23 protein-coding genes are annotated in these 25,514 nt (G+C 70.3%); 8 read left to right on the forward strand and 15 right to left on the reverse strand.

Annotated features, from left to right (window positions below; genetic code table 11):
* Positions 1 to 45: 45 nt before the first annotated feature.
* The 3 genes from T9R20_RS11400 to T9R20_RS11410 all read right to left on the reverse strand — a co-directional run bounded on the left by T9R20_RS11400 (position 46) and on the right by T9R20_RS11410 (position 5,347).
* A complete protein-coding gene (locus tag T9R20_RS11400; RefSeq protein WP_322409425.1) occupies positions 46 to 1,086 on the reverse strand; it encodes an aldo/keto reductase in 1,041 nt (346 codons plus the stop codon).
* A 199-nt stretch (positions 1,087 to 1,285) separates the two neighbouring features.
* Positions 1,286 to 3,544, reverse strand: a complete 2,259-nt coding sequence (locus T9R20_RS11405) for a polyribonucleotide nucleotidyltransferase (protein ID WP_322409426.1) — start codon at positions 3,542 to 3,544, stop codon at positions 1,286 to 1,288.
* A gap of 360 nt (positions 3,545 to 3,904) precedes the next feature.
* The gene (locus tag T9R20_RS11410; protein WP_322409427.1) at positions 3,905 to 5,347 is read right to left on the reverse strand and encodes a cation:dicarboxylate symporter family transporter; all 1,443 of its coding nucleotides are present in this window, start codon (positions 5,345 to 5,347) and stop codon (positions 3,905 to 3,907) included.
* A 177-nt stretch (positions 5,348 to 5,524) separates the two neighbouring features.
* On the opposite strand from T9R20_RS11410, the gene T9R20_RS11415 reads away from it, so the two are divergent.
* Positions 5,525 to 6,784 (forward strand): ATP-binding protein, encoded by a 1,260-nt coding sequence (locus tag T9R20_RS11415; protein ID WP_322409428.1) that lies wholly within the window; start codon positions 5,525 to 5,527, stop codon positions 6,782 to 6,784.
* A complete protein-coding gene (locus T9R20_RS11420; protein ID WP_322409430.1) occupies positions 6,781 to 7,461 on the forward strand; it encodes a response regulator in 681 nt (226 codons plus the stop codon). The genes T9R20_RS11415 and T9R20_RS11420 overlap by 4 nt, the downstream gene beginning before the upstream one ends.
* Here the strand turns inward: T9R20_RS11420 and T9R20_RS11425 are convergent, their stop codons facing one another.
* Positions 7,462 to 9,459 (reverse strand): glycosyltransferase, encoded by a 1,998-nt coding sequence (locus T9R20_RS11425; RefSeq protein WP_322409431.1) that lies wholly within the window; start codon positions 9,457 to 9,459, stop codon positions 7,462 to 7,464.
* 141 nt (positions 9,460 to 9,600) lie between these two features.
* On the opposite strand from T9R20_RS11425, the gene T9R20_RS11430 reads away from it, so the two are divergent.
* Positions 9,601 to 10,197, forward strand: a complete 597-nt coding sequence (locus T9R20_RS11430; RefSeq protein WP_322409432.1) for a DedA family protein — start codon at positions 9,601 to 9,603, stop codon at positions 10,195 to 10,197.
* A 9-nt stretch (positions 10,198 to 10,206) separates the two neighbouring features.
* Here T9R20_RS11430 and T9R20_RS11435 read toward each other — a convergent pair whose 3' ends face one another.
* Both T9R20_RS11435 and T9R20_RS11440 read right to left on the reverse strand, forming a co-directional pair.
* Complete coding sequence (locus T9R20_RS11435; RefSeq protein WP_322409433.1) at positions 10,207 to 10,980, reverse strand: fructosamine kinase family protein; 774 nt, start codon at positions 10,978 to 10,980, stop codon at positions 10,207 to 10,209.
* The gene (locus tag T9R20_RS11440; protein WP_322412165.1) at positions 10,977 to 12,110 is read right to left on the reverse strand and encodes an LLM class flavin-dependent oxidoreductase; all 1,134 of its coding nucleotides are present in this window, start codon (positions 12,108 to 12,110) and stop codon (positions 10,977 to 10,979) included. The genes T9R20_RS11435 and T9R20_RS11440 overlap by 4 nt, the downstream gene beginning before the upstream one ends.
* A gap of 179 nt (positions 12,111 to 12,289) precedes the next feature.
* On the opposite strand from T9R20_RS11440, the gene T9R20_RS11445 reads away from it, so the two are divergent.
* Both T9R20_RS11445 and T9R20_RS11450 read left to right on the forward strand, forming a co-directional pair.
* A complete protein-coding gene (locus T9R20_RS11445; RefSeq protein WP_322409434.1) occupies positions 12,290 to 13,477 on the forward strand; it encodes an acyltransferase family protein in 1,188 nt (395 codons plus the stop codon).
* An 89-nt stretch (positions 13,478 to 13,566) separates the two neighbouring features.
* Positions 13,567 to 14,583: an isopenicillin N synthase family dioxygenase gene (locus T9R20_RS11450; RefSeq protein ID WP_322409435.1), complete on the forward strand. Its 1,017-nt coding sequence runs from the start codon at positions 13,567 to 13,569 to the stop codon at positions 14,581 to 14,583.
* A 256-nt stretch (positions 14,584 to 14,839) separates the two neighbouring features.
* Here the strand turns inward: T9R20_RS11450 and rpsO are convergent, their stop codons facing one another.
* Entirely contained in the window at positions 14,840 to 15,109 is a 270-nt protein-coding gene (gene rpsO / locus T9R20_RS11455; RefSeq protein ID WP_017830938.1) for a 30S ribosomal protein S15, read from the reverse strand.
* A gap of 211 nt (positions 15,110 to 15,320) precedes the next feature.
* Here rpsO and T9R20_RS11460 point away from each other — a divergent pair, with 211 nt between their 5' ends.
* Positions 15,321 to 16,343, forward strand: a complete 1,023-nt coding sequence (locus T9R20_RS11460) for a DMT family transporter (protein ID WP_322409437.1) — start codon at positions 15,321 to 15,323, stop codon at positions 16,341 to 16,343.
* Here the strand turns inward: T9R20_RS11460 and T9R20_RS11465 are convergent.
* The gene (locus tag T9R20_RS11465; protein ID WP_322409438.1) at positions 16,248 to 17,219 is read right to left on the reverse strand and encodes an AraC family transcriptional regulator; all 972 of its coding nucleotides are present in this window, start codon (positions 17,217 to 17,219) and stop codon (positions 16,248 to 16,250) included. The two genes, T9R20_RS11460 and T9R20_RS11465, sit on opposite strands and share 96 nt — an antisense overlap.
* A gap of 102 nt (positions 17,220 to 17,321) precedes the next feature.
* On the opposite strand from T9R20_RS11465, the gene T9R20_RS11470 reads away from it, so the two are divergent.
* Positions 17,322 to 17,969 (forward strand): NAD(P)-binding oxidoreductase, encoded by a 648-nt coding sequence (locus T9R20_RS11470; RefSeq protein WP_322409439.1) that lies wholly within the window; start codon positions 17,322 to 17,324, stop codon positions 17,967 to 17,969.
* Between the two features lie 15 nt (positions 17,970 to 17,984).
* Here the strand turns inward: T9R20_RS11470 and T9R20_RS11475 are convergent, their stop codons facing one another.
* Positions 17,985 to 18,353: an FKBP-type peptidyl-prolyl cis-trans isomerase gene (locus tag T9R20_RS11475; protein WP_322409440.1), complete on the reverse strand. Its 369-nt coding sequence runs from the start codon at positions 18,351 to 18,353 to the stop codon at positions 17,985 to 17,987.
* A gap of 184 nt (positions 18,354 to 18,537) precedes the next feature.
* A complete protein-coding gene (locus T9R20_RS11480) occupies positions 18,538 to 19,773 on the reverse strand; it encodes a PrsW family intramembrane metalloprotease (protein WP_322409441.1) in 1,236 nt (411 codons plus the stop codon).
* A gap of 67 nt (positions 19,774 to 19,840) precedes the next feature.
* On the opposite strand from T9R20_RS11480, the gene T9R20_RS11485 reads away from it, so the two are divergent.
* Positions 19,841 to 20,707, forward strand: a complete 867-nt coding sequence (locus tag T9R20_RS11485) for a fumarylacetoacetate hydrolase family protein (RefSeq protein WP_322409442.1) — start codon at positions 19,841 to 19,843, stop codon at positions 20,705 to 20,707.
* Positions 20,708 to 20,790: 83 nt separating this feature from the next.
* Here the strand turns inward: T9R20_RS11485 and T9R20_RS11490 are convergent, their stop codons facing one another.
* From T9R20_RS11490 to T9R20_RS11510, 5 genes are all read right to left on the reverse strand, one after another.
* A complete protein-coding gene (locus T9R20_RS11490; RefSeq protein WP_322409443.1) occupies positions 20,791 to 21,189 on the reverse strand; it encodes a DUF4190 domain-containing protein in 399 nt (132 codons plus the stop codon).
* Positions 21,190 to 21,288: 99 nt separating this feature from the next.
* Entirely contained in the window at positions 21,289 to 22,761 is a 1,473-nt protein-coding gene (locus T9R20_RS11495) for an aspartate ammonia-lyase (RefSeq protein WP_322409445.1), read from the reverse strand.
* A gap of 120 nt (positions 22,762 to 22,881) precedes the next feature.
* A complete protein-coding gene (locus T9R20_RS11500; protein WP_322409446.1) occupies positions 22,882 to 23,790 on the reverse strand; it encodes a phosphodiesterase in 909 nt (302 codons plus the stop codon).
* A 45-nt stretch (positions 23,791 to 23,835) separates the two neighbouring features.
* A complete protein-coding gene (locus T9R20_RS11505; protein ID WP_322409447.1) occupies positions 23,836 to 24,168 on the reverse strand; it encodes a peptidase in 333 nt (110 codons plus the stop codon).
* Positions 24,165 to 25,403: an inorganic phosphate transporter gene (locus T9R20_RS11510; RefSeq protein WP_322409448.1), complete on the reverse strand. Its 1,239-nt coding sequence runs from the start codon at positions 25,401 to 25,403 to the stop codon at positions 24,165 to 24,167. The genes T9R20_RS11505 and T9R20_RS11510 overlap by 4 nt, the downstream gene beginning before the upstream one ends.
* Between the last annotated feature and the right edge of the window lie 111 nt (positions 25,404 to 25,514).

Below are 25,514 nucleotides of genomic sequence, written 5' to 3' on the forward strand. Positions count from 1 at the left end.
CTCCCAGCCTATGTCAGTGCGTCTCGTTCGGGTCGATCCCGCGCGTCACTCCGCCGCGCGGGCGATCTCTGCGAGCTGGCTGCGGCTGAGATGAACGCCGACGCCCTGAACCAGCTCTTCCACGTGCTCCGGCGCATAGGCGTTGACGATGGGCGCGGTCACGAGCCGCTGCGCGAGCAGCCATGCCACCGCGACCGCCGCATCGGGAAGACCCAGGCCGGCCCCCACCTCGTCGAGCGCCCGGAGCACCCGGGTACCCCGCCGGTTGAGATTCGCCGCCAGCTGCGCACCGCGGGCGGAGAGCCCGCCGCGGGAGCGACTGCGGTACCGGCCGGCGAGGAAGCCGTGCTCGAGCGCGTGCGAGGCCGTCACCGACATGCCCTGCGCGCTGGCGACCAGTCGCAGATCGGCGTCGAACTCGTGCCGCCGGAGGATGTTGAAGGGAACGTCGAGCACCGAGATCCGCGGATAGCCCGCGGAGGAGAGGATGCGCGCCTCGACGAGCTGTGCGGCGGTGTGGCCCACTCCGCCGAGGGCACGGATCTTGCCTGCCTCGACGAGCCACTCCGCCGTGGCCAGCGTGTCTTCGAGGGCGGTGACGCTGTCGGCGGCCGCGTCGAGGGTCAGCACGTCGATGCGGTCGGTGCGCAGTCGGCTGAGGGATGCCTCGACGCTGCGGACGAGGTCGACGGGTCCGAGGCCGGGATTGTCGGGGTGTCCCCCGACCCGCACCATGATCGCCACCTCGTCGCGCAGACCCCGCGAGTGCACCCACTGGCCGAGGATGTGTTCGCTGCGACCGCTCGAATACGTGTCGGCGGTGTGCACGGCGTTGCCGCCGAGCTCGGCGTACGTGTCGAGGATGGCGTGACTGGACTCGAGGTCGACGTTCCACCCGAACTCGGCCGCACCGAGGATGAGGGGGAAGATCTGCGCGCCGGCATCGCCGAGCGGAACGCGGACCCCTGCGCCGACACCCGGTCCCTGCACCGGAATCGGCGCGGACGGGTGCAGGGCGTCCGACGCCGTCGCTGCGCGGCGCTGACGTCGAGACGACGCGGCCAGCTCGGTGCCCCGGTTCGACATACGCACCCCCTCACGACGTCCTGTCGCGTGACGCGCCCCCCGACGCGTACTTCGAGGGTAGGGGGTGCCTCCGACCTCGCCCGCCATTGCGATGACCTGTCGGCGAACATCCCATAACGGTTTCATCACGAAGGCGGGGGATGACGCGGATGCCCGCCCCTCACGAAGAGGGACGGGCATCCGTCAGGGCTGGGATCGCTCAGGCGTCGACGGTCACCGACGCGGCCTCGGCCGCCTCGGTCTCCTCCAGCACCGGCTCGAGCGAGAGCTTGCCGCGGTCGTCGACCTTGGTGATGCGCACGAGGAGCTTCTGACCGACACCGAGCACGTCCTCGACGTTCTCGACGCGCTTGCCACCGGCGAGCTTGCGGACCTCGCTGACATGCAGCAGACCGTCCTTGCCCGGGAGCAGCGAGATGAACGCGCCGAAGGTCGCGATCTTCACCACGGTGCCCAGGAACTGGTCGCCGATCTCGGGGTTGGTCGGGTTCGCGATCGCGTTCACCTGCGCACGAGCGGCTTCGGCCGACGGTCCGTCGACGGCGCCGATGTAGACGGTGCCGTCCTCCTCGATGGAGATGTCGGCGCCGGTCTCGTCCTGGATGGCGTTGATCGTCTTGCCCTTGGGGCCGATCAGCTCGCCGATCTTGTCGACGGGGATCTGCACGCTGATGACGCGCGGCGCCGTCGGCGCCATCTCGTCGGGCGCGTCGATCGCCTGGTTCAGCACGTCGAGGATCGTCAGTCGCGCGTCGCGCGCCTGCTGCAGCGCCGCCGACAGCACCGACGACGGGATGCCGTCGAGCTTGGTGTCCAGCTGGATGGCGGTGACGAACTCACGGGTGCCGGCGACCTTGAAGTCCATGTCGCCGAGGGCGTCTTCGGCACCCAGGATGTCGGTGAGCGCGGCGTAGCGGGTCTGGCCGTCGACGACGTCCGAGACCAGCCCCATCGCGATGCCCGCGACCGGAGCGCGCAGCGGCACACCGGCGTTCAGCAGCGACAGGGTCGATGCGCAGACCGAGCCCATCGAGGTCGAGCCGTTGGAGCTGAGCGCCTCGGAGACCTGACGGATCGCGTAGGGGAACTCCTCGCGGGCCGGCAGCACCGGTACGAGGGCGCGCTCGGCGAGGAAGCCGTGCCCGATCTCGCGACGCTTGGGCGATCCGACACGACCGGTCTCACCGGTCGAGTAGGGCGGGAAGTTGTAGTGGTGCATGTACCGCTTGTGCGTGACGGGCGACAACGAGTCGATCTGCTGCTCCATCTTGAGCATGTTCAGCGTCGTGACACCCAGGATCTGGGTCTCGCCGCGCTGGAACACCGCGGAGCCGTGCACGCGCGGGATGACCTGCACCTCGGCATCCAGGGGACGGATGTCGGCGAGGCCGCGTCCGTCGATGCGGACACCGTCGGTGAGGATGCGGCTGCGGACGATGAGCTTCGTCACCGACTTGTAGGCGGCCGAGAACTCGATCGTGGCGACGGCGGGGAGCTCGTTCGCCTCGACGGCGGCGATGAGCTCGCCGCGGACGCGCTCCTTGAGGGCGTCATCGGCGCTCTGGCGCTCCTGCTTGTCGGCGATCTGGTAGATGCCCTTGAGCTCGTCGTACGCGCGGGCGGCGACGAAGTCGTAGGTCTCCTGCGAGTAGGGCAGGAACACCGGGTAGGGCTGGATCTCCTTGGCGGCGGTGCTCGCCAGTGCCGTCTGCGCCGCGACGAGCTCCTGGATGAAGGGCTTCGCCGCTTCCAGACCCTGCGCGACGATCTCCTCGCTGGGCTTGGTGGCGCCGCCCTGGATCAGATTCCACGAGTGCTCGGTGGCCTCGGCCTCGACCATCATGATCGCGACGTCGCCGTCATCGAGCACGCGGCCGGCGACCACGAGGTCGAAGACGGCCTGCTCGAGGACGCTGGTGTTGGGGAATGCGACCCACTGGTCGGGGTGCTCGCCCTGGCCGGGGACGAGCGCGAGGCGCACACCGGCGATGGGGCCCGAGAAGGGCAGACCCGAGATCTGCGTCGACGCCGACGCTGCGTTGATGGCGAGGGCGTCGTAGAACTCGCCGGGTGCGATGGAGAGCACGGTGACGACGATCTGGACCTCGTTGCGCAGACCCTCGACGAACGAGGGGCGCAGGGGCCGGTCGATCAGACGGCAGACCAGGATCGCCTCGGTGGAGGGGCGACCTTCGCGGCGGAAGAACGAGCCGGGGATCTTGCCGGCGGCGTAGGAGCGCTCCTCGACGTCGACGGTCAGGGGGAAGAAGTCGAACCCTTCCCGGGGGTGCTTGCCGGCGCTGGTGGCCGAGAGGAGCATCGTCTCCTCGTCGAGGTACGCGGCGACGGCGCCCTGCGCCTGCTGCGCGAGTCGACCGGTCTCGAACCGGACGGTGCGGGTGCCGAAGCGGCCGTTGTCGAGAACGGCTTCCGCGGCGGTGATTTCAGGACCTTCCAAGAGGTCTCTCCTTCTTTGTTTAGACTCGCCGACAGTCTGAGGGCGAGTGCATGCGAAGGAGCAGGAACAGGCAGATCTCAGCGCGCGGCCGGGCCGCGGTGTTCGCCAGCGCTGGTCACCAGAAGAAGAGCACCCGGCGCGATCGTCATCGCCACGACGGGGAATCCACCTCAGGGGACCAGCTTCCTGCCGGCCTGCTCCGGTGTGCTGTGCAGCACGGTGCTCGTATGGAATTGAGCGGATGCCCGAGGGCAACCTTCCCGATCCTATCAGCGTCGGCCGGGGCTCACCCCTGACGATCCCCCACGACGCGACGCCCCACCGTACGAAGCGGTGGGGCGTCGCGCGCCTCTGGGGATCTCAGCGCCCGGCCAGCGCCCGGCGCTCGCTCTCCTGAGCCGCTGCCCGATCGACGGCGGCCTCCTCCAGCTCCGCGACTCCCACCGCGTCCGGGGCGTCGGAGAGTCCGTCGTGATCGTGCCCGGAGAGGGTGGACTCGTCGAAGGGCGCCTCGCCCGCGAGGACGCGGCGGGCCTTCGCGGCGTCGAACTCCTTCGTCCACGCGCCGATCAGCACGGTGGCGACGGCGTTGCCGGTGAAGTTCGTCACCGCACGACCCTCCGACATGAACCGGTCGATGCCGACGATCACGCCGACGCCGTTGACGAGGTCGGGGCGGTAGGCCTGGAGGCCGGCGGCGAGGGTCGCGAGCCCCGCGCCGGTCACCCCGGCGGCGCCCTTGGAGGCGATGATCATGAAGACCAGGAGGCCGATCTGCTCGCCGATCGACATCGGGGCACCCATGCCGGTGGCGATGAACAGCGACGCCATCGTGAGGTAGATCGCTGTGCCGTCCAGGTTGAAGGAGTACCCGGTGGGGACCGTGATGCCCACGACGGGCTTGGAGACGCCGAGGTGCTCCATCTTGGCGATGAGGCGCGGCAGCGCCGACTCCGACGAGGAGGTGCCGACGATCAGCAGGTACTCGCGCCCGAGGTACTTCATCAGGCTGAAGAGGTTCACCCGCGTCACGACCCACAGGAGCGTTCCGAGGATGGCGATGATGAAGATCGCGCAGGTGATGTAGAACGCGATCATGAGCGTTCCGAGCGCGATGATCGCGCCGACGCCGGTGGCCCCGACAACCGCGGCGATCGCGCCGAAGGCGCCGATCGGGGCGAGCCAGAGGATCATGCCGAGGATCCGGAAGACCAGGGCCTGCAGGTTCTTCACCGCGGACATGATCGGCGCCGCCTTGTCGCCCATCTGCTGGAGCGCGAAACCGACCAGGAGCGCGATGAAGAGCACCTGGAGGACGTTCTCACCGGTGAACGCGGAGAAGAAGGTCGTCGGGATGATGCCGAGGATGAACTCCTCGGTGGTCTTGGCCTCGGCGGTGGACTCGTAGCTGGCGCCGGCCATGTCCAGTCCCGTCCCCGGGTGGATGAGGTTGCCGACGACGAGGCCGATCGCCAGGGCGAAGGTCGACATCACCATGAAGTACACAAGCGCGAGGCCGCCGATCTTGCCGACGGTCGCGGCCTTGGCGATCGACCCGACCCCCACCACGATCGTGCAGAAGATGATCGGGGCGATCATCATCTTGATCAGCGACACGAACGCCGCGCCCAGAGGCTTGAGCGCCAGGCCGAACTCGGGCCAGACGAGCCCGACGATCGCGCCGAGGACGACGGCGGCGATCACGGAGACGTACAGCCACGTGTGCTTGTCCCAGGCCTGCTTGCCTCGCCGGGCAGAGAAGCGGGGAAGAGTGAAAGTGGTCGTGCGTGGTGAGAGAGCCATCATCGCCTCCAGGGAACGGTCGTTGTCCTGATCGGCGCGGAACGTCCGCGTCCTGAGTCAGAGTGCTCCGACCGGGGCGGAGGGTCGATTTGTGGTCGTATTGGTCGCCGTGTGGGCACCGGCATCCAGCGGAACCGGGGGCAGGATGGAGGAACACGGCGATCGATGAGGAGTGCCATGGCACGGCGGCCCGCCCCGGCGAGCGCGGCGTCGCGGATGTTCGCGGCGGTCGCGGCATCGGTGGTGGCGATCGTGCTCATCCTCGTCGGCGTGCTGGTCGTGGATGCGCAGGGTTCGGAGCGCTCTGAGGCCGAACAGGTGACCCGCAGCGTCGCCGCGGCCCTCGCCGCCCTGCCGGAGGTCGAGTCCGTCGTCGGAGAGCCCGACGCGAGCGCCACGCTGCAACCGGTCGCCGAGCGCATCATGCGCGAGTCGGACCTCGACTTCGTCGTGATCATGACACCCCAGGGCACCCGCGTCACGCACCCCGACCCCACAGAGATCGGCCGCACCTACCTCGGCACGATCCCGGCGGAGCCGTCGACACTCACCGAGGAGTTCGTCGGCACGCTCGGACCCTCCGTGCGCTCGATCGCCCCGATCCTCTCGGACGGGCGCCTGGTGGGCTGGGTCGCGGTGGGTGTCACGCTCGGAAGCATCTCGGCCGAGATCCTTTCGCGCCTGCCCTTCGTGCTCGGCATCGCCCTGCTGCTCCTGGCTGCGGGGCTCGTGGGCGCCGTCATCGCGCGCCGTCAGCTGCGGCGGATGGCCGGAGACCTCCCGCCCGGAACCATCCGCGACGCGGTGGCGTCCTACGAGTCGGTACGCACTCTCGGCGAGGCGCTGCGCGCGCAGACGCACGAGCACGGCAACCGCATGCACACCGCCGTGTCGCTGCTCGAACTCGGCCGGACGGATGAGGCGGTGGAGATCCTCACCGAGACCTCGCGACAGAGCCAGTCGCTCGTCGACCAGGTCGCGGCCCGCCGCGACGGCGACCCCACCGTCGGAGCGCTGCTGCTCGGCAAGGCAGCCCAGGCGCGGGAGCGGAACGTGGCGTGGGACGCCCGCATCGCCCCCGACGCGCCGCGCAGCACGCTGGCGCCGATCGACGCGGTCTCGGTCGTGGGGAACCTGATAGACAACGCCGTCGACGCCGCCGCCACCGGGCCCGCGCCCCGCTGGGTGAGGGTGGAGTTCGACCCGGTCGCCGGCGGCGCGCTCCGCATCCGGGTCTCGGACAGCGGCACCGGGATCGATCCGGCCGATCGCGAGCGGGTCTTCACGCACGGGTTCTCCACCAAGCCGGCGGGCGCCGAGGGCCGCGGCGTGGGCCTCGCCCTGGTGCGCGCCATCGTCGATGGAGCAGGCGGCAGCATCCGGATCACCGACAGCCCGACCATGTTCGAGATCGTCCTGCCGGGGAGGCGTCGATGATCGGCGTCCTCCTGGTGGACGATGATCCTCTGACGATCGAGGTGCACCGGCGCCACCTCGAGCGGATCGACGGATTCGAGGTGGTCGGCGAGTGCCATGACGCGCGGTCGGCGGTGGGGGCCATCCTCGGCGCCGACCCGGGCGTGATCGACCTCGTCCTCCTCGACGTCACCATGCCCGACGGCACCGGGGTCGATGTGCTGCGCCACGTGCGGGCGCGGGGCGTCGCGGTCGACGTCATCGCCGTCACGGGCGTCCGCGACGCCGACGTCGTGCGGCAGATGGTGGCACTCGGTGTCGCTCAGTACCTGGTGAAGCCCTTCACCTTCGCGACGTTCTCCGAGCGACTGCGGCAGTACATCGATTTCCGCCGACGGGCATCGGATGCCGAGGGCCCGGCCACCCAGGAGGAGATCGACGCGCTCCTGGGCGCCCTGCGTCCCCCCGCGACGACCGCGCCGCCCAAGGGCCTGTCGGCGGAGAGCCTCGACCGGGTCGCACAGGCCGTCCGCAGCGGCGGCCCGCTGTCGGCCGCCGAGGCCGCCGAGCAGACGGGGCTGTCGCGCGTGTCGGCCCGTCGCTACCTCGAGCACCTCGTCGAGGCCGGTCGCGTCGAGCGACTCCCCCGCTATCGCGGGCGCGGCAGACCGGAGTCGGAGTACCGCTGGCGCCGCTGATCAGGAGCGCTCGACCAGACGCGCCGGGGTGTTCCCGTCGCCCCCCACCGTGACGTAGTCGGCGTGCTTGGCGTCGAGACCGTCGCCGGCGGTCCTCCCCCGGAGCCGCCGCCAGACCCACGGCAGCACGTCCCGGCGCAACCAGCTGCCCGGTGCCGGCGGATCGTCATCGGCGTGCAGCGCCGCATCGAGCCGGCCGAGGGCCTCGGCGTCGGGGACTCCGAGGGTCTCGGCGGCCCGATAGGCCAGGAATCGGTGTCCGCTCGAGCGCAGGTGCACCCTGTCGTCGGCCCAGAACCCGAGGTCTCCGATCGCGGGATGGGCGTCGAGGTCGAGGAGCATCGCACCGGTGTCGGTCGCGACATGCCGCAGCTGCTCGGCGTACCGGGCGAAGCGTCGCGAGAACACCCGCGCTCCGGGCCTGCGCGGCAGGAACGGGGTCACTAGGAGGACGTCGATGCCGGCACGGCGAAGACGTCGCACCGCGGCAGCGACCTGGTCGGCGAGATCGACGGGGTCGGCGCGCGATCCCGCCAGGTCGTTCGCGCCGATGAAGATCGACACCAGGTCGGGGGCCATCGCGAGCGCCTGCGGGACCTGCACCTCGGTGACGTCGCGCACGCGGCGACTGCGAACGGCCAGGTTGGCGTAGCGCAGCGGCCGCGTCGCACCGGTTCCCTGCGAGCGGGCGAGGAGCTCGGCCAGGCGATCCGCCCATCCGCGGAACTGCCCCGTCGGCATGCGCGAGGTATCGCAGAGGCCCTCGGTGAGCGAGTCGCCGAGGGCGACGAAGCGCCGCCAGCGCGGCGCCGTCGGCATCGGTTTGGGCAGGGCCGCAGGGCGGCCGAGTCCGCGGACGAACTGCGCGTCGTCGAGCGGACGGAGCCTGCGCGCCTCGTCGTAGTGCGCCACCAGCTGCGCGCACAGCGCCTCCCAGCTGCGGGTGCGGACGGCCTCTGCGGCGGCGGCGGCGAAGGCGGCGCGCTTGGCGCCGTCACCGACGAGGTCCGCCACGCGGGCGCGGAGGTCGTCGAGGTCGCCGGGCCGGTAGAGCCATCCGTCGACGCTGGAACGCACGAGGTCCACGGGTCCGCCGACGCCGGTGGCCACGACGGGAACACCGCTGGCGAGAGCCTCCTGGATCGTCTGCCCGAACGTCTCGCTCTCGCCGGGGTGGACGAAGACGTCGAACCCGGCCAGCGCCTGCGCGAGCTCGGGACCGCGCAGGTGTCCGGTGAAGACGGCACCCGGGAGGGACTTCTCCAGAGCGGGCCGCGAGGGTCCGTCACCCACGATCACGAGCATGGTTCCCGGGAGGTCCTGCAGAACCTTCAGGTCGGCGACCTGCTTCTCGGGGGCGAGCCGGCCGACGTAGCCGACGATGGTGCGCCCGGGCGCGACCTCGTTGCGCCAGCTGTCGCTCCGTCGCGACGGGTGGAACAGCTCGGTGTCGACGCCGCGGCCCCACCGTCGCACCCGGTCGACGCCGAGGTCGGCGAGCTGGGCCATCGATGCGGTAGAGGGCGCCAGGGTCAGCGTCGCGCGCCGGTGCAGCCGTGTGACGTGAGCCCGCACCAGTGCCGTGGCCCGTGGCATCCCGTACTTCTCGGCGTACGCCACCACATCGGTCTGATAGATCGCCACGGTCGGCACCCGCAGGATGTCGGCGGCGACCAGGCCCTGCCAGCCCAGCACGAAGGGCGAGGCGAGGTGGACCACGTCGGGCCCGAAGCTGCGGAGGATGGCGGTCAGCCGCGCGGCGCGCGCGAACACGACCCGCACCTCGGGGTACGACGGCAACGGCACGGAACGCAGCATCCGGGCATCGGCGCCGTGGAGACCGGCGACGACCACCTCCTCCGACGCACCCCCGGCCCGCGGGGCGATCACGAGGATCTCGTGCCCGGCCGCCGACAGGTGGCGGAGCACCTGCAGCACCGAACCGGTGACACCGTTCATGTGGGGAAGGAAGGACTCGGCGATGACCGCGACTCTCACGCATCCACCATCGCGCGACCAGGTGGCCGAACGGATGCCGCGCCACCCCCCGTCGCCGAGAATTCACCGTCCGCACGGCGGCACGTCACCGGTCGTCCCCCGTTCGGTCGCCGTTCACCGGCCGCTGGTACCCACGACAGTGTGATCGACGATCTGCTCGCCGGCATCTCGGAGAACCCGTGGTCGCTGGCGGTGATGGCCGCGCTCGTCCTGGGCGACGCGTTCCTCGTCGTCGTCCCCGGCGAGGTCGCCGTGACGGCCCTCGGCGCCCTGGCCGTCGTGCACGGCGCCCCGCCGCTGCTCGCGGTCATCGCCGTCGCGACGATCGCCGCTCTGGCCGGCGACACCCTCTGTTATCTCATCGGTCGCACCATCGGCCTGGAACGGTGGCGATGGATGCGCGCGCGGCGCGTCCGCGCGGCGCTCGGCGCCGTCGGGGATCGGCTGCAGCGGCGCACCGCGGTGGTGCTCTTCACCGCCCGCTTCGTCCCGTTCGCCAGACTCGCGGTGAACCTCACCGCCGGCGCCTCGCGCGTGCCTGCTCCGCGCTACCTGCTCGTGGCCGCACTGGCGGCGCTCGGCTGGGCCGTGTATCAGTCGCTCGTCGGAGCGGTGGTGGCCGCCCTGGTTCCGGGGGGACCGGTCGTCGCGGTGGTCGTGTCGATCGTCGTCGCGCTCGTCCTCGGCCTTCTCATCGACCGGCTTCTCGGCCGGAAGACCCTCCCACCGGCCGAGTGAGTCCGCGGGTCACACCAGCGCGAGCGTCTGCCGCGCGGCATCCGTCACCGCCCTGCCGTAGTGGCGACCATGCCCGGCGGCGTGGACGGCCAGCGGATGGAGCTGATGGACCGGGATGCGATCGCGCCAGCCGTCGGCGAGGGGGTGACGCTCGTCATACCCGGCGAGGATGTCCTCGAGGAACGGGCAGCCGAACAGATCGAGCATCGCCAGGTCGGTCTCGCGGTGGCCGCCGTGGGCGGCCGGGTCGATGAGCACGACACCGTCGGGCGTCCAGAGCACGTTGCCGTGCCACAGGTCGCCGTGGAGTCGGGCAGGGACGTCGCCGTCGTCGAACACTCCTCGGGCGATCGCCGCGCAGGCCTCCCGGACGACGTGGGCCTCGGTCTCGGTGAGGAACCCCGCCGCCACGGCCGGCGCCAGGAACGGGAGCACCCGGTCGCGCGCGTAGAAGGCGCCCCAGGTCTTCTCCGCCGCCGCCGGCTGCGGTCGCGCGCCGATGAAGAGGGCCTCCACCCCCGGCGGCGGCGACCCGTACGCGAGCGCCCCGGCGTCGTGGGTGACCGCGAGAGCCCGCCCGAAGGCACGGGCGGCAGCGCGGTCGGGGCCGGCGGTCTGCAGGCGCTCGAGTTCGATGGCGGCCGACTCGACGGCGACGACCTGCGCGGTCCGCACCCCGCGAGCCTCCGCGAGCCAGCGGAGTCCCGCCGCCTCGGCGGCGAAGAATCCGTCGGGGGCATCCGAGCGCTCCTTGCGGAAGGTCGTCCCGCCGCCGGCGCTCATCCGCCCACGCGGACGGATGCAGTGTCTGTGGCGCTGACGGCGTCGGCGGAGGCGGCGTCGGCTGCCGCGGCGACGCGGGCGGCGTGCGTGGGTGCGTCGGGGACGTTCGCCGGGCGGCCCGCAGCCAGCTCGCGCCGCAGCACCGGGACCACCTCGCCACCGAGGATGTCCAGCTGCGTGAGGACCGTCTTCAGCGGAAGCCCCGCGTGATCGATGAGGAACAGCTGGCGCTGATAGTCGCCGTAGTGCTCGCGCATGCCGGCGTAACGGTCGATGATCTGCTGCGGCGAGCCGACGGTGAGCGGCGTCATCTCGCTGAAGTCCTCCAGGCTCGGGCCATGACCGTAGACGGGCGCGTTGTCGAAGTAGGGGCGGAACTCGCGCACCGCATCCTGCGAGTTCTCGGCCAGGAACACCTGGCCGCCCAGGCCCACGATGGCCTCCTCGGGGGCGCCGTGACCATAGTGGGCGAAGCGCTCGCGATAGAGCGAGATCAGCCGCTGGTAGTGCTCCTTCGGCCAGAAGATGTTGTTCGCGAAGAAGCCGTCGCCGTAGAACGCCGCCTGCTCGGCGATCTCGGGGGTGCGGATCGAGCCGTGCCAGACGAATGGCGGCACACCGTCCAGCGGTCGCGGGGTGGCGGTGAACCCCTGCAGGGGGGTGCGGAAACGCCCCTCCCAGTCCACGACGTCCTCGCGCCACAGCCGGTGCAGGAGCGCGTAGTTCTCCACCGCCAGCGGCAGACCCTGCCGGATGTCCTTGCCGAACCAGGGGTAGACGGCGCTGGTGTTCCCCCGGCCGAGCGTCAGATCGACCCGTCCCTGGGCCAGGTGCTGCAGCATCGCGTAGTCCTCGGCGATCTTCACCGGATCATTCGTGGTGATCAGCGTCGTCGCCGTGGAGAGGATCAGCCGTTCGGTGCGGGCGGCGATGAAGGCCAACGCGGTCGTCGGCGACGACGACCAGAACGGCGGGTTGTGGTGCTCGCCGAGGGCGAAGACATCGAGTCCCACCTCCTCGGCGTGGCGCGCGATCGCGATGGTCGCCTGGATGCGCTCCGCGTCAGTCGGTGTGCGCCCCGTCGTCGGATCCTCGGTGATGTCGCTCACCGTGAAGACACCGAACTGCATTCCCGTCCAGGTGGGGGTGGTCACGCTCTGCTCCTCGATCCTCGCCTGCGGTGAGGCGACCGCTCTCTCAGGCTATTCGCGGGCAGGGGCGGATCCAGCCCGCCGCGCGGAAGCCCGTCCGTTCGAGCCGGCGCCCGCATCCCACGGCTAGTCTGATCTCAATCCGGGGGGAGGTGACCATGTCCGGCAGCAGTGCGCCGCCCACGGCAGCCGTCCCGACGACCGGGACGACGCGCACGAAGCGTCGCACCCCGTTCTTCGACAACGCACGGTTCGTCTGCATCGTCCTGGTGGTCCTCGGTCATGCAATCCAGCGGCTCACCTACGACTCCGACATCGCCCTGTCGCTGTACCTGCTCATCTACGCCTTCCACATGCCGGCGTTCGCGCTGATCTCGGGGTACTTCTCCAAGTCCGACGTCCCCGGAAAGCGCCAGATGGCACGGGTCCTCACGGACATCGTGGTCCCGTACGTGATCTTCGAAGGCCTCTGGGTCCTCACCAAGTGGATCGTCGAGGGTCAGGCCGATCCCAACCTCACCCGCCCGTCCTGGACGCTGTGGTTCCTCCTCGCGCTCGGGATCTTCCGGCTCGTGCTGCCTTACCTCGCGCTGCTGAGGTGGCCGCTGGCGTGGACCATCCTGATCTCCATCGGCGCGGGATACCTTCCGAACATCGACTCGACGTTCTCGCTGTCCCGGACGCTGGGTCTTCTGCCGTTCTTCACCCTCGGATGGTGGCTCCGCGAGCGCCGCATCATCGAGCGGCTGCGGCTGCTGGAGCGACGACCGTGGTGGAGCTTCCCGGCCGCGATCGCCACCTTCGCCGTCGCCGGATGGGCGGCGTGGTTCTTCGTGGACGACTGGAAGCGAATGGACCTCGCGACGTGGTTCTTCTACGACGACTCCTATGCCGATCTGGGCGGAACCCAGTGGTGGGCGGGCGGCGTGCGCATCGCGCTGATGATCGTGGCCCTCGTGCTCTCCACAGCGCTGTTCGTGCTCGTGCCGCGCGGGCAGAAGTGGTGGACGCACTTCGGGCAGTACACGATGTACGTCTACCTGCTCCACTCGTTCGTGCTGTATCCGTTCCGCGAGTCGGGCGTGCTGCGGGGCCTGGAGCCGACGTGGCTGTGGCTGCCCCTGGTGTGCCTGCTGTCGATCGGCATCGCGCTGGGCCTTGCCACCAAACCCGTGCGGCGGATCTTCCGCCCTCTCATCGAGCCGCGCCCCCGGTGGCTCTTCGCCGACCCCTCGCTCGCGGCCTCGGAGGGGCGCCGGTCCGACCCCACGGGGTCGCGGCGACCGCCCGACGCCGCCCGGGCTCGCCCGGTCGCCCCGCCGCAGGAGGCGCGCGGGCCGCTGTGAGCGGGTCGAGGGCGACGGCGCCGTAACACAGCGACGAATCGTGCGTAACACAGCGCGAAGCGCCTGCTCAGCCGACATAGCCTGTCGCCATGACCGACCTCTCGCTGCCGATCCTCGACCTCTCCCGCCTCGACGGCGGCCCCGCCGAAGCCGCCGCGTTCCGCGATGAGCTCCGCGAGGCGACACACCGGGTCGGCTTCTTCTACCTCACCGGCACCGGCGTCGACGCCGACCTCGAGAACCGCCTGCACCGCGCGGCGCGGGCCTTCTTCGACCTTCCCGAGGCCGACAAGCTCGCGATCGAGAACCTCAACAGCCCGCACTTCCGCGGCTACACCCGCATCGGCGGCGAGCGCACGCAGGGGAAGGTCGACTGGCGCGAGCAGATCGACATCGGCCCCGAACGCGAAGCCGTCACCGACCCGGATGCGGCGGACTTCCACCGCCTCACGGGCCCGAACCTCTGGCCTGCGGCGCAGCCGGAGCTGCGCGACGTCGTGACCGAGTGGCACGACAAGCTCACCGAGATCTCTCGCGTCCTGCTGCAGCAGTGGGCGCTGGCGCTCGGCGCCGAGGCCGATCACTTCGAACGGCACTTCGGCGAGCCGGCGAGCCTGATCAAGATCGTGCGCTACCCCGGCACCACCGAGCCGGAGCCGCAGCAGGGTGTGGGCGCGCACAAGGACTCCGGCGTGCTGACGCTGCTCTGGGTCGAGCCCGGCAAGGGTGGCCTGCAGGTCCAGCGCGAGGGCGAGTGGGTGGACGCTCCGGCCGTGCCGGGCGCATTCGTGGTGAACATCGGCGAGATGATGGAGTACGCCACGCAGGGCTACCTCATCGCCACCAATCACCGGGTGATCTCGCCGCGCTTCCCCGACGATCGCATCTCGGTGCCCTTCTTCTTCAACCCCGCTCTCGACGCCGCGCTGCCGGTCGTCGAGTTGCCGGCAGAATTGGCCGCTCAGGCGAAGGGCGTCACCGAAGACCCATCGAACCCCATCCACTCGCTGTTCGGCGAGAACGCGCTGAAGTCGCGGCTGCGGGCGCACCCCGACGTCGCCGAGCGCTGGCACGCCGACCTGCTGGCCGCGCGCGCCTCGTCCTGACCCGCGCCGCGCACCCGGGCACGGGCGGCGGTCCGCCGTGGGCCGCGGCGAGAATGCATCTGCGCGCCGAGAATCCGGGTTCACCCCGCATCCTCGGCGCGCAGTCGCACTCTCGCTGTCGACCGGTCCGCTGCGAGTGGGCGTCGTGCTGACGAACCACACGCCCTGCCGTCGGAGAGACGAAAAAAGAGAGCCGCCCGACACCTCGGGCGGCTCTCACAAGAACGTTTTGCGCGATTGAACGCGGGGTTCGCGATTAGCGGCGCAGCCCCAGGCGCTCGATCAGCGAGCGGTAGCGCGCGATGTCGATGTCCTGGAGGTAGCCGAGCAGACGACGGCGCTGACCGACGAGCAGGAACAGCCCACGACGCGAGTGGTGGTCGTGCTTGTGCTCCTTGAGGTGCTCGGTGAGGTCCTTGATGCGCTGCGTCAGCATCGCGACCTGCACCTCGGGGGATCCGGTGTCACCGGGGTGCGTCGCGTACTCTTCGATGATCGCCTTCTTGACGTCTGCTTCGAGTGCCATAGATGGGATCCCCTTCCTCTTCATTGCGCGGCGCCCGACGCCTGATGCGTGAGCTCTCTTTATCCGCGGCCGATCGAACGGCAACTGCACGAGTCTACCAGTCCTCCCCCGCGGCGATGACGCGCAGCCGAACGGTCGGCCATCGGCGGAAAACGGACGATGCGCTCGGAGCCGGTGTCTCGGGCTCCGCCCGAGCCGTAGTGTCGCCGACATGACCGGCCAGCCGATGCCCCCGCCCGCGACGACCTCGCGGCCGTCGATGGCGATCGCGTTGCAGTTCATCCTCGCCGGGGTCGTCTGGGGGTCGAGCTTCCTCTTCATGAAGGTCGCCCTCGAGGGTGTCGGTCCCGGCCAAGTCGCGTGGTCGCGTCTCGTGCTCGGCGCACTGGCCCTGGGGCTCATCGTCGCGATCCGTCGTGAGCGGCTCCCCCGGTCCCTCCGCACCTGGGGGCACATGACCGTGCTGGCGGTGACGTTCTGCGTCATCCCGTTCCTGCTCTTCTCCTGGGCGCAGCAGCACGTCACGTCGGGCCTCGCCAGCATCTACAACGCCACCACGCCTCTGATGACGGCGATCATGGCGGGGCTGGCGCTCCGCGTCGAGCGGCTCAGCCGTGAGCAGATCATCGGGATCGGCGTCGGGATCGCGGGTGTGGTCGTCATCATCGGCCCCTGGCAGGGCCTGGATCTCTCGCAGAGCGTCGTCGCACAGCTGGCGATCCTCGGGGCGACCGCCTGTTACGGGTTCAGCCTGGCCTACATGCGCCGCTTCGTCGCGCACACGGGGATGTCGGCGCTGACGTTCTCGTTCCTGAACATCGGCATCGCCGCGGTGATCATGATCGCGCTGACCCCGGTGGTCGCGTGGGCGCCGGTGCGACTCACTCCCGCCATCGTCGTCAGCCTCATCCTCCTCGGCGCCCTCGGCACGGGCCTCGCGTACATCTGGAATCAGAACGTCGTGCGGGCCTGGGGACCCACCCGCGCCTCGACCGTGACCTACATCACTCCCGTCATCGGCGTCGTCCTCGGCATCCTGATCCTCGGCGAGCGCCTGAGCTGGAACGAGCCGGCGGGCGCCGTCGTCGTCTTCGTCGGCATCCTGCTCGCCCAGGGCCGGCTGCGACGCCGCCGCGTGTCAGAGCGCGCCGGCTCCTCCCCGCGCCGACCGTCGCACGCTCCCGGGCGTCTCGCCGGTGATCCGCTGGAACGCCCGACTGAAAGCCGCCTCTGACCCGTAGCCGAGCGCGGATGCCACGGCGCCGACCGTGTCTCCCCGGAGGAGCATTCCGCGTCCGACCCTCATGCGCCACTGGCCGACGAAGGTCATCGGCGCGACACCGACCACGGCGGTGAAGCGCACCGCGAACGAGGTCCGTGACATCCGTGCCGCGGCCGCAAGGGATCCCAGCGACCACGCGAGACCGGGTGCGCGCTGAACGGCGGCGATCACCCGGCCGAGCTGCGGGTCGCGGGCCGCGGCCAGCCATCCGCTCGTCGTCGCCTCCTCGCGCGCGATCCAGGCGCGGACCGTCTCGACCACGAGCAGATCCGCCAATCTCGTCGCCACGGCGCTGCCGCCGGGGCGAGGCGTGTCCATCTCGTCGCGCAGGAGCGGCAGGAGCGCGCGGGCGACAGGATATTCGAGGGAGTCGACGGTGACGATGGGCGGCAGCACCTCCAGCATCCCCTCGACAGCCGGGGAATCGAAGGCCACGACACCGCAGAGGAGGCGGAGGTCGGGATCGACGCCCGCCGGGCCGATGCGCAGCACCGAGAAGCTGTCGCCGATCATCGTCTGCGGCAGCTGGTCGGCTCGACCCAGGAGCGCGCCGCCGGGCCGAGCGGAGATGCGGTGGCCGAGGCCTCGGGGAACGAGCGCGAGCGTTCCCGGATCAAGACGGACGGGGTCCGCACCGTCCACCTCGAGGTAGGCCGTCCCGGTGTCGACGATGTGGAAGCTCAGCGTGTGGTCGATGCGGGGCATCTCCACCGCGCCACCGCCCGAGGACTCGGTCCAGCAGTAGAACGCCCCGCGCATCCGCACGTGGAAGAGCGCGGCGGTGAGCTCATCCGTCGTCTCCCACGGCATCGTCATGGCAGTCGCCATCCCCAGCCCCCGAACGATCAATCAAGCAATCCGTATCTCGGACGATAGATCATCCGACGTTCGACCACCAGAGTGAGACCACCTCAACGAAAGGACCTCGTCATGAACGTCATCGTCATCGGAGCCACCGGCGGTTCGGGTCGCGCGGCATGCGACGCCCTCCTGGATCGCGGGCATCGCGTGACCGCCGTGTCCCGTCACGCGACCCGGCTCCCCGCTCGCGCGGGATTGACCCGGCTCGACCTCGACGCGTCGGACGCGGGGGCGCTCACGCGTGCGCTGCCCGGCCATGACGCCGTCGTCGTGACGCTCGGGATCTCCGAGCCCACCCTGCGGGTTCGTCTGCGCGGGCCCCGGTCGACGCCGGGCGACATCCGCTCGCGCGGCACGGCCGCCATCGTCGCCGCCGCCCGACAGGCCGGCATCCGCCGGATCGTCGTGCAGTCCTCGTACGGCGTCGGTGACACCCGCGACCGTGCGACCCTGGCGACACGGATCTTCTTCGCCCTCCTCATCCGACCTCAGATCATCGATTCCGAGATCCAGGAGGGGGTGATCCGCGGCTCCGGGATGGACTGGACCATCGTGCAGCCGGTCTACCTCACCGACACCGACGAGACCGCGCACCACGTATCGGAGGACGGCTCGATCCGGAGCCATCGCGTGAGCCGTGCCGCGGTCGGGCGCGTGCACGCCGAGCTGATCGAGACCGGCGCGTCGATCGGGCGGACGGTGTCGGTGTCGGGGTGAGGCCGCGGGGGGCCCTCAGCCGACGGCGACGAGGTCGATGACGAAGATGAGCGTCTTGCCGCCGAGGAAGTGGCCACCGCCGTTGCCGTACGCCAGGTGCGGCGGGATCACGAGCTCGCGTCGTCCGCCGACCCGCATGCCGGGGATGCCGTCCTGCCAGCCCTGGATGAGGCCGCGAAGCGGGAACTGGATGCTCTCGCCGCGGTTCCACGACGAGTCGAACTCCTCACCGGAGTCGAACTCGACGCCGAGGTAGTGCACGGTCACCTGGTCGCCGGGGCGAGCCTCCGCCCCCTCTCCCACGATCAGATCGCGGATCACCAGCTCCTGGGGCGTGGGGCCGGTGGGGGCGTCGATCTCGGGCTTGGTGCGGTCATCCGTCATGACTCCATCCAAGCCGAGGCGGAGCGCCGGGTCAACGCGACCGGCGAGGCGCAGGGGGTCTTGACAGCCCCGGGCGACGCTGGGCATCCTGATTCCAGGCCGACTCAGCGCCCGGTAGACACGCAGGCATCGCCGCGGCACCGGGCGCTGAGTTCTGTCCGGACCACCGGCATCCGGCCCTCGCTCAGGGGGCGAAGAGCGCCGCACGCGCGGCGGTGACGCGGGCGAGGAGGACGTGCTCGTCCTCGGCGGCACGCGGGTCGCGGCCGGTGATCGAGCGCTGACGCGCGGCCGCGAGCGCCGTGGCGTCGGTGATGAAGCCCTTCATCGTCGATGTGCGATCACCGCGGAGTCCCGCAGCCCAGGCCAGCGCTGCGCGTCGCCCCGAGCCGGTGGCGAGCATGTCGACCTCCTGCGGTGTGAACCACCCGGCCGCGGCGTAATCCGACAGTCGCTGCCGGGTGAGCCGGGCCTCTTCGCGGCGGAGACCCAGGATCCCGACGATGAACAGGATGAACAGCGGCACCTGCAGGGTCAGGTAGAGACCGAAGAAGTCACCGAAGACCGCGGAGCCGTTCCAGAACGCGTGGAGCAGGATGGCGCCGGCGAGCCCGATCAGGAACGGCCCCATCGCATCGCGCACCCGCCCGCTGCGGCGAGCGGCCAAACCCAGCGCGAAGCCGATGATGCTGGTGAACATCACGTGCGCGAACGGGGAGAGGATGCCGCGGAGGAAGAAGATCTGCGTGACGTCGGCGACACCCCCCTCGATGAAGCCGATACCGAAGTACTGGATGTTCTCGGTGAAGGCGAATCCGGCGCCGACCAGCGCTCCGTAGACGATGCCGTCGACGGGGCCGTCGAAGGCGCGACGGGCGGTGAGGAAGATCAGCAGCACGCCGAGCCCCTTGGCGACCTCCTCGACGACCGGGGCCTGGACGACGGTCGACAGGGCGTCGCCCAGGGGCGAGGTGTCGAATCCGAAGACGAAGCCGAGCAGCAGGTCGACGCCGAGGGCGATTCCGACCGACGCGATCGCGCCCCAGGCCACGGCGAGCACCATGAGTCCGCGCGGCTCGGGCTCCCACCGATCGATCAGCCGGACGGCGAAGAGGACGCCGGCGAGGGGGATCAGAGCCGCGACACCCCCGATGAGGGAGGCGCCGGGCCCGAGGGCGTTCAGGAAGTAGCCGACGAGGGCGATCAGGATCAGCGCGAGGAGCGCCGCGATCCACAGGGGTGCGGTGCGCCCGGCGCGCGGCAGAGCCGCGCCGGCGGTCGGGATCGGCACCGGCTCGGGAGAGACCCGCGCCTGCGGGATCGAGGCGCCGTGCGCGACCTGCGGCTGAGCGAAGACCGTGGGGAATGCCGGGGGAACGAGCGAAGGGCGTCCGCCCCCGAGACCGGCCGAGTTCGTCATGGCGAACAGCCTAGGGGGGCGCGCACCGCGCCAGGGGACGGGGTCTGTTTGCATATACCGTGGAGGGATGCGCTTCGCCCACGTGACCGTTCCGGAGCACGCGCGGCCCCGCCTCGTGCTCGTCGTCGGCGACGATGAGGCCGTCTTCGTCGACGAGCTCTTCGACGGGGCGCCCGCCACTCTGCAGGCCCTCGTCGAGGGAGGCGACGACCTGCTGTCGACGGTCGCCGACGCCGCCGGCGACGCGCCGCGGCATCCGCTCTCCTCCCTTCCGTTCTCCTCGGCCGTCCTCAGTCCCCCGGTCATCCTGGCCGTCGGGCTGAACTACGCCGCCCACTCGGGGGAACTGGGGTTGAAGACGGACGCCACCCCGACGGTGTTCGTGCTCTGGCCGAACTCGCTCACCGGTCACGACGCGACGACCTCCTGGCCGCGGAGCCTCAGCGAATCGGTGGACTACGAGGCCGAACTGGGGGTCATCATCGGCCGGCCCGCGAAGGACGTCGCCGTCGAGGACGCGCTCGGCCACGTCTGGGGATACACGGTCGTCAACGACATCACCGCTCGGGACATCCAGTTCTCCGAGGCGCAGTGGTCGCGCTGCAAGTCGTTCGACGGCTTCACGCCCACCGGCCCGTTCGTCGTGACCGCCGACGAGGTGCCCGACCCGCAGGACCTCCACATCTGGACGGTGCTCGACGGCCGCACTCTGCAGGATGCCTCGACCGGGCAGATGGTCCGGTCGGTCGCGACCCTCATCGCCTCGCTGTCGCAGTCGGCGACCCTGCTGCCCGGAACTCTGATCTCCACTGGCAGCCCCGGCGGCGCCGGCTACTCGCGGGACCCGCAGGTCTTCCTCCGCGATCGGTCGACGGTGACGGTCGGGATCGACGGCATCGGGGAGCTCACCACCCACTGCCGGATCCTCGGCTGACCGAGAGTCTCGCCGTGGCGGGATGACGACACGCCGGCCCCCTCGGGGACCGGCGTGTCGTCATCGAGGCGATCGCTCTGCGATCAGTTGCAGGTGATGGTGCCGCCACCCTCGAGGGTGTGGACACCCGGACCGAGTTCGGCGCACGCGGCGGCGAGTCCACCGCCGACCGCGACGGCGACGAGGATGATCACGATGATGCCGATGATCATCAGCACGACGCTGATGATGATCGCCGCCAGCGCCCACCCGTTCTTCACCCCGGCCTTGCGGCTCTGCACGAGAGCGACGATGCCGAGGATCAGGGCGATCAGCTGTGCGAAGAACGACAGCACGAACGCCACGATGCCGAGCGTCTTGCCGGGCACCGGAGCGCCTGGAGCGGGCTGGGAGTTGTAGGCCGGCGGCGGCGCCGAACTGTAGGCGGGCGGGTTCTGCGGGGCGCTCGGGGGAACGGCGCCCGGGTTCTGCGGGTCGGTCACGATGGCTCCTCGGTGACGGGAAAGCGGTTCAGGGTGGCGAACGAACGCTATCGGTCCTTGACCGGGAGCGCCAGACGGACGCGCCGCGCCGGCGAGCGGTCAGTCCGCCGTCTCCGAGACGAGGTTCTCGGCCGGCATGACGAGCGGGATCGCAGCGGTGGTCGCCTCCAAGCCCGAGAGCCTCGCCGGTGAGAGCTGCTTGGTGACCTCTTCACGCGACATCAGGCCGGCCTCGACGACGAGGTCGGCGATGTTGTGGCCGGTCAGCAGGGCGGTCTTGGCGAGCGCCGCGGCGGCGGCGTAGCCGATGAACGGCGTGAGCGCCGTCACGACGCCGACCGAGGTGCCCACCATCGCGCCCAGGCGCTCGCGGTTCGCGGTTATTCCGTCGATGCAGTTGACCCGGAGCGTGTGCATGCCACGGCGCATCCAGGTGATCGACTGGAAGATCGAGTGCGCGATGACCGGCTCGAACGCGTTCAGCTGCAGCTGACCTGCCTCGACCGCCATCGTCACCGTGAGGTCGGCTCCGGCGACGGCGAAGGCCACCTGATTCACCACCTCGGGGATCACCGGATTGACCTTGCCCGGCATGATGCTCGAGCCCGCCTGGCGGGGCGGCAGATTGATCTCGCCGAACCCGGCCTGCGGGCCGGAGGAGAGCAGTCTGAGGTCGTTGCAGATCTTCGACAGCTTGATGGCGTTGCGCTTCAGCGATGCCGAGAACGACATGAACGCGCCGGTGTCGCTGGTGGACTCGACGAGATCGGTGGCCAGCTCGAGGTCCAGGCCCGTGATGGCGCGCAGGTGCGAGAGCACGGACGTGCTGTAGCCGGGCGAGGCGGTGATGCCCGTGCCGATGGCCGTGGCGCCCATGTTGATCTCGTAGAGGAGGTAGGCGTTCTCGGTGAGCCGGTTGTAGTCCTCGCCGAGGGTGGTGGCGAAGCCGTGGAACTCCTGCCCGAGCGTCATCGGCACCGCGTCCTGGAGCTGCGTGCGCCCGACCTTGAGGATGTCGTGGAACTCTCTCGCCTTCGCCAGGAACGCATGGCGGAGCAGATCGAGTTCGTCCAGCAGCGTCTTCAGGTCGAGACTCAGACCCACCTTCACCGCGGTCGGGTACACGTCGTTCGTGGACTGGCTGCGATTGGTGTCGTCGATCGGCGAGAGGAAGGCGTAGTCGCCCTTCTGCCGGCCGGCGAGCTCCAGGGCGATGTTGGTGATGACCTCGTTGGCGTTCATGTTCGTCGAGGTGCCGGCACCGCCCTGGATCACCCCGACGATGAACTGGTCGTGGTACTCGCCGTCGATGACCAGCTGCGCGGCACGGTCGATGAGGTCGGCCTTCATCGGGTCGAGCACGCCGATGTCGCGGTTCGCCCTCGCCGAGGCCTGCTTGACCATCGCGAGGGCGCGCACGAGGTCGCGATACACCGAGATGGGCCGCTTGCTGACGGGGAAGTTCTCCAGCGCCCGGGCGGTGTGGATGCCCCAGTAGGCGTCGGCGGGGATCTCCAGGGATCCCAGCGAGTCGGATTCTGTGCGGGTGCGCGTCGTTGCGTCCGGAGCCATCGAATGTCCTTTTGGGTCGCGGCGGTCGGTGTTCCCCCGAGCCTAGTCAGCCGCCACGCCGCAGCTGGTGGCCGTGGCGTACAGGCACAGTCGCTGCACTGTCCGCCGCGTCCCCTCCCCTCAGGCGCGCTTGCGCGAGAACGCCTCGAGTCTCTCTTCGGGGCTCAGGCGCGCCATCCGCTCCGCCCACTCCGGGGAGAAGTAGTCCCCGGTCGGCGCGTCCACCACGGGGACCACATCATGCGTGATCGTCGTCGGGTAGACGCGGACGACGTGGAACGACTGCCCCGCGTCGAAGCCGTTCACCTCCAGCGCCGGGAGGCCGAGGTTCATCCCGTAGCACGTCGACGACGCCACCGAGACGGGGATGCCCGCGAAGGTCGCACTGGTCGAGTAGTGCAGATGGCCCGCGAGGATGGCCCGGACGTCGGTGCCCGCGAGCACGCGGGCGAGACGCCCCTGGTCGCGCAATTCGAGGATGTCGAACAGCGGCAGCGGCGACGGGATCGGCGGGTGATGCATCGCCAGGATGGTGCCGAGCGGCGCCGGTGCGGACAGCACGTCCGACAGCCACGCCAGCTGCGCGTCGTCGAGGTCGCCGTGGTGCCAGCCGGGCACCGTGGTGTCGATGCCGATCACGCGGAGGCCGTCGAGGTCCCAGACCCGGTCGATGGGCGCCTCGCTGGGCGCCTCGTCGAGCAGATGCCGGCGCATCGCGGGGCGTTCGTCGTGGTTCCCCGCCACCCAGATCACGGGCGCTCCGATCGCTTCGGCGATCGGCTCGACGAGCTCTCGGAGGCGCTGGTATGCCTCCGGTTCCCCCAGGTCGGTGAGGTCGCCGGTGACGATGAGGGCGTGCGGTCGGGGACGCATCCGCTCGATCAGCCGGAGGGTCACCGCGAGATGCTCCTCGGTGTCGATGCCCGGACCGTGCAGGGCCCCGCCCGCCAGCAGGTGCGTGTCGCTGAGGTGGAGCAGCACCCGATCGGGCGGGGGGTACTGACCGAATCGAAGGGATGCCGCGTCCATGCTCCGAGCCTAACGAGACCCACCCCCGCGGTTCCGCGGGAGAAGTCAGTGGTTGACCACGATGAGCAGGATGCCGCTGGTCACCGCCGCCGCACAGATCGCGAAGCATCCGTAGGCCGCCCACAGGGCCAGACGCTTCTGCGCGTCGGTGAGTGGGTTCTTGCGTGCGGCCTTGGCCGCCGCCTTCTCGGCCCGCCGTCGTTCCTTCGGGCTGATCACCGTGATCGCGTCGGTGAAATCCGCCGGAGCGACCACCGGCACCCGGCCGGCGCGCACCAGCATCCGCAGTCCCAGCGAGTAGAACAGGACCACCGTCACCGCCGCGGTCAGCGCCGCGAGGAAGACCTGGACGAAGGCGAACCAGTCGATCGCGATCACGAGGCATCCTCTCCTGTATCGTCCTCGCCGCCACGGCGTGCCGGGGCGGCCACCCGCTCGCGCCGAGGACGCGCGGGCGGCGGCGTCTGACTGAGGTCGACGGCGTGCACGGAATCGGCGACCTCGCTCATGGCGTTGTCGGCGCCGACGGCGTCGCGGCGCGAGAGGAGGTAGATGCCCCCGACGACCACGGCGGCCAGCACAGCGTCGATCATCACGCCCCACGTGCCGAGCCAGACCACGACGAGTGCGGCCAGGGCTCCGACGCCACCGGCGGCGGGAAGGGTGAGCACCCAGCCGATCATGATGCGACCCACGGTCCGCCAGCGGACGATCGAACCCCGACGGCCGAGCCCCGAGCCGATGACCGATCCCGACGCGACCTGCGTCGTCGACAGGGCGAATCCCAGCGCGCTCGAGGCAAGGATCGTCGAGGCGGTCGACGCCTCGGCCGAGAACCCCTGAGCGGGCTTGACGTCGGTGAGCCCCTTCCCGAGGGTGCGGATGATCCGCCACCCGCCCATGTATGTGCCGAGCGCGATGGTGACCGCGCAGGCGACGATCACCCAGAGCTGCGGGTCGGCACCGGTCTGCCAGCCCACCGTGATCAGCGCGAGGGTGATGACGCCCATCGTCTTCTGCGCGTCGTTGGTGCCGTGGGCGAGGGCGACCAGCGACGAGGTGAAGATCTGTCCCCAGCGGAATCCGTCCCGGCCGTCGGGGCGGTTGTCGTACCTCCGGGTGACGGCGTAGGCGACCTTGGTCGCGGTGAAGGCGATGAGACCGGCCGTCAGCGGGGCGATGACCGCCGGCAGGATCACCTTGGACAGCACGATCCCGAAGTCGATCGCCAGGACGCCCACCCCGACGAGGGTGGCGCCGATGAGCCCGCCGAACAACGCGTGCGAAGAACTCGAGGGCAGCCCCAGGAGCCAGGTGAGCATGTTCCAGGTGATCGCACCGATGAGGCCGGCGAAGATGATCGCCGGGAACACGGCGGCGGAGATCTGATCCTCCCGGATCATCCCCCCGGAGATGGTCTTGGCCACCTCGGTCGACAGGAAGGCACCGACGAGGTTCAGGACGGCCGCCAGCAGGACGGCCACCTTCGGCCGGAGCGCGCCGGTCGCGATCGGCGTCGCCATCGCGTTGGCGGTGTCGTGGAACCCGTTGGTGAAGTCGAAGAACAGGGCCAGCACGATGACCAACACGATGATGAGGGCTGCGGTCTCCACCGGTCGCCTTCCGAGAGTGCGGGAGTGAGTCAGGTGCCGACGGGATCGGCGTGTGCGAACGAAGAGTTCACCGGGAGTTAAGGAACCGGCAACCGGCCAGAAGGAATCCTG

This window comes from Microbacterium invictum (assembly GCF_034421375.1).
Taxonomy (GTDB): Bacteria; Actinomycetota; Actinomycetes; order Actinomycetales; family Microbacteriaceae; genus Microbacterium; species Microbacterium invictum_A.